The 4,782-nt window shown below is 74.8% G+C and carries 1 protein-coding gene; it reads left to right on the plus strand.

The window, feature by feature from the left end; genetic code table 11:
- Nucleotides 1-14 precede the first annotated feature (14 nt).
- On the plus strand, nucleotides 15-4,682 hold the full coding sequence (locus ACTUAL_RS26660) for a hypothetical protein (RefSeq protein WP_440902174.1): 4,668 nt from the start codon (nucleotides 15-17) through the stop codon (nucleotides 4,680-4,682).
- Nucleotides 4,683-4,782 lie beyond the last annotated feature (100 nt).

A 4,782-nucleotide genomic window follows, 5' to 3' on the forward strand; every position in this document is an offset into this window, starting at 1 on the left:
ACACCTCGCTGAACGTGGGCAGCAAGAACGCCCAGCTGTTCCAGGGCGAGGTGCGGCTGGTCGTGGAGATCACCTCGATCGAGCGGCCCCGCACGTTCGCGCCGCACAGCAAGTCCGACCTGCCCGGCACGCGCGTGCCCGAGGTCAAGCAGGTCGCGACCAAGCAGTTCCCCGAGACCCCGAACGCCACGCACCCCGTCGAGCTGTGGATCTCCGACAGCTCGACGATGACCGGCGACCCGAAGGCCTTCAAGCCCGGCACGCCGACCGACCCCACGCCCATGGGCGGCAAGCCCACCGTCAAGGACCTGCTGGCCGACCACGGCGCGTCGCGCGCGGACCGCAAGCCCACCCCGGCCAAGGCCGGGAAGGGCGACCCGATCGCGCCGAAGCTCCTGCACGTGGAGGCGTTCACCGGCGCCGAGCACGTGCGGGACATGGCCGTCGACGTGGTCAACCGCGCCGCGAAGGACGACACGGCGCTGACCCTGCCCGGCACCCCGGCGCGCGCGCAGATCGACACGATGTTCTCCGCCGAGAACATCGAGGCCGCCCTGCCGAAGCTGCTGGAGTCGGGCGTCCAGGAGCAGGGCCTCAAGTACGGCAGGCGGTTCACCGCCCGCTCCGGCTCCCTCGGCATGACGATGGGGCTGAGCAACCCGAAGCTGGTGTCGATCTCCGACCACTTCGGCGACGGCAACGGCAACGGCACCGAGAACGCGTCGACGGGCGGGGCGAAGGCCTCGGCCGAGTCGTCCAAGTCGAAGTCCGTGGACGCCACGGCGGGCGCCAACGTGGTGACCAGGAAGACCCCGACCGTGCCCGAGGGCGAGCCCGCCCCCGGCACCACCGCGGTGGGCGTCGGCCTCATGGGCCAGTACACCCCGTGGAGCGAGAAGAGGTCGTCGGCGGTCGAGGTGTCCGGCACGGTCGACCGCAACGTGGTCACGCCGGGGACGCAGCGCACCGTGCTGGTGCAGCTGGACGCGGACGTGTCCGTGGTGGCCGAGAGCCGCGCGGGCAACGCGCTGTACCACGGCGGCACGCCGAACACGGCGGGCGCGACGACGAAGCTTCCCGGCGCGGTGTTCGTGCGCGTCACCGAGGCCGAGGCGCGCGAGATGGGCGTCCTGCCCAAGCTGCCCGAGCACGTCCCGGCCGAGGCCATGCCGGAGATGCGCCCGCCGAAGTCGATGACGACGGACGGGTCGAGCGCGCTGGGCCTGGGCGCCGTGGAGAACGGCCCCGACCTGTCGGCCGAGGTGAACCAGCTGATCGAGCAGCTGAACCGGGAGACCTCCCGGTTCGGCAGCAGCACGATGGTCCCGGACACCGTCATGCGGGACCTGACGAACAACTTCCAGCGGCTCACCGACTTCACCTCGCCGACCAGCGTGCAGGCGCTGATCGACGGGGCGCTCGACGGCGGCGTGCCGCTGCTGCTGCACCAGCCGGGCACCTTCGGCAAGGACACCTACCAGGTGACGCTGAAGGCCAAGCCCGCCGGTGAGCCGAAGTTCGTGGAGGTGGTGAACGACGGCGTCGACGTCGAGCACACCGTCACGGGCGCGGTGAAGCAGACCACCGCCCTGACCAACAAGACCGGCTGGTCGCTGAGCGCGCTCATCCCCGGCATCAACCAGCCGGGCACCGCGCGGCCGAACGCGCCGGGCACGGTGAACGGGGCGATCCCGATCGCCGTCACCGCGCACGTGGCCCACACCCAAGAGGTCGGCGTCAGCAACGCGAAGACCGAGCAGGAGGGCAACCTCCGCGCGGCCACCGGGCCCGCGGCCCGGTACGTGGTGCCGGTCGAGTTCGAGCTGGTGGTGGAGAAGGGCGCGAACGCCGACCCGGTCGCCAGCGTCAAGAGCGGGCCGCAGGACATCTCCATGCGGCTGCACGCGGACAACCAGCGCGTCACCGCGCCGCCCGCCAAGGCCACCCCGGCCGCGGGCGCCGGGGCGCCGCAGGTCCGCACGGCGGCCGACGCCCAGCCGGACGCGATCGCCGACTGGCGGGGGCCGGACCACACCAGCTGGGTCCCGCGGGGCGCGTCGGTCGAGAACTTCCGGGGCGCCGAGGCGGTGCGCGACGCCGCCGTGGAGGCGCTGACCAAGGCGGGCGCGGGCAAGGGCCTGACCGGCAAGGGCACCGGCTCGCTGAACGTGGTCCACAACGCGATCAGCTCCGAGGTGCTCCAGCCGGGCCTGCCCGGCGTGTTCCGCGACTCGCTGACCGTGCCGACCCTGCACGAGACCTCGGTGTTCGGCGGCAAGCACGCCGACGTCAAGGTCTACGCGCGGGTGGTCGAGCGGAGCCTGAACTCGCTCAGCGAGAGCGTGAACCTGGAGAACCCGAAGACGTCCACGTGGACGACGAACGCCGACGCGAAGACGACCAACGGCGGTGACGTCGGGCTCGGCGTCGGCGGCGGCGCGCGGTTCAACGACACGGTCGCGAACAACACCGAGCTGGGCAAGTTCGGCGGGCTCGACGTCAAGCACGCGACGGAGAGCGACTCCTCGCAGGGCGGCGGGCACGCGTCCGGCACCACCAACAACGTCAAGAACCCCGGCAACCTGACCGCGCTGGTCGACTACGACGTCGAGTACCGCGTCGTGGCCACCGTGGACGGCAGGACGTCCGTGGTGGACGTGACCGTGCCGGACTCGGTGTCGGTGCGGATGCTGGGCGTTGACGTGCCGCAGGTCCTCGGCACGGGGATCGACCCGGTGATGGCCGACGCGCAGAGCAAGGTCAAGGCGGCGGCGGGCGAGTGGCGCACGGCCGAGCTGGCCGTCGAGAAGGCCAGGCACGACGCGCAGGACAAGATCAACGAAGTGGCCCCGAAGATCGCCGAGCTGGCGAACGCGCGCGACGGGGTGGACGTGCGGGGCGCGGTCGCCGAGCGCGACGGGGCGATCCGGGCGCAGGCCGAGGCGCACGCCGACGTGCCCGTCAAGCAGGGGATCGTCAACACCCGCCAGGAGGCCGTCACCGGCCTGGAGACCGAGGTCGCGAAGGGCCCCGGCCTGATCGAGGCGGCCGACGCGAAGGCCGAGGCCAAGACGCGGGCCGCGCGCGAGGCGGCGGAGGCGACGGCCGCCAAGCAGGGCGAGCTGCGCGCGGCGCAGGAGGCGCTGCGGGCCGCCGAGGCCGACATCGCGGCGAAGGCGACCGCGGCGCAGCACCCGGACAGCTCGGAGGCGTCCGTCATCGCGCTGAGCGAGGCGGTGCTGCGCAGGCCGGGCCTGCAGACGCGGGTCGACGAGCTGGGCGCCGAGGTCGAGGCGCTCCAGGGCAGGCAGACCGAGGCTGAGGGCGTCCGCGACGGCAGCCGGGCCGAGGCCGACCGCCTCCGGCAGCAGCACCGGGACGACGTCGCGGCCCTGGGGAGGGCGCGGGAGGCCCTGGGCGCCGCGCGGACCGAGCTGGAGAACGCCGAGGGCCTCGCGACCACGCGGGACTCCGCGGCCGAGACCGCCGCGAAGGTCGCCGACGAGCGGGCGGCCCAGGTCGTGGCGAACGCGCTGAGGACCAACCTGCTGAAGGCGCAGATCGCCAAGGTCGAGGCCACCCTCGCCACCGAGCGCGCCAAGTCGGACGTCAAGCAGCTGGAGTGGTGGCAGGCCAAGCGGGACGTCGAGGCGAAGGTCGACGCGTACAACGCCGCGCGCGCCACGCCGCCGACGACCGACGGCGGGACGCCGCCCGCGCCGCCCGCGTGCACGGTGGTGGAGACCCCGGCGCCGGTCCGCGAGCCGGAGGGCGGCGCGCGGGGGGCCGCGCCCGCGCGCGGCGCGCCGAAGCCCGGCGAGACCGGCTCCACCACGACCCGCGCCGGGGAGGACGCGGCCCGCGCGGGCACCTCGCGGGAGCCGCGCGGCACGGACCCGATCTCCCCGGAGGAGCGGGCGGCGATCGACGGCGCCGTCCGAGAGGCCGACCTGCGCGAGGCGCGCGAGGCCGCCGAGCGCAGGGCCGACGAGATCGCCGCCAGCACCACCGACAAGGGCAAGGCCCCGGCGGACCCGATCCCGCCCGCCGCGCCGCCGCGCGCCGGTCGGCCGGACCAGCCGGGCGCGACCCCGCCCGCCACCGACCGCTCCGCCGACCACCGGTCCGGCCGCGAGCGCGCCTGGACCGGTGTCCCGCCCGAGGCGTCCTTCGACGTCGCCCCCGGCGGCAGGCTGGACGACGCGCAGCTCGCGAGGATCGACGCGCGGGCCGCCGAGCTGACCGAGAGCGCGGGCAAGCGCGCGGCCAACGGCTGGCTGCCGCCGGTCGTGGCCGTGGACGGCGCGCACGCCGCCGAGGTCGCGAGCAGGCTGCGCGACGGCGGCGTTGACGCCCAGGTGCTGCCGGGCGGGTCCAGGGACGGCGCGGACGTGCGGGTCGACTACGACCTGCGCCGCGCCGACGGCTGGACCCCGCCGCAGGTCCCGCGCGGCGAGGTGGACCCCCGCGCGGCCCAGGTGAAGATCGACTTCCCGGACGCCGAGGGCGCGGCCTGGCCGACGTTCGCCAAGTCCGTGCTGGAGGACACCTCCTGGCGCAACAGCGCCGCCACGAGCGCGCCCTGGTTCGACGCGAAGGACCCGGCCACGCCCGAGCAGATCGCGCACGTGCTGACCCACGCGACGCCGCTCCCGGCCGACGAGAGCGACGACGCGGCCTGAGGTCAGGCCCCCCGGCTCAGGCCGAGGGGGGCGAGGACAGCCCGCTGGGCAGGGCCGCGAGGCCCATCTCCGCGGTGCTGGCCAGCAGCGGGTGGTGCGG

This window comes from Actinosynnema sp. (assembly GCF_052038725.1).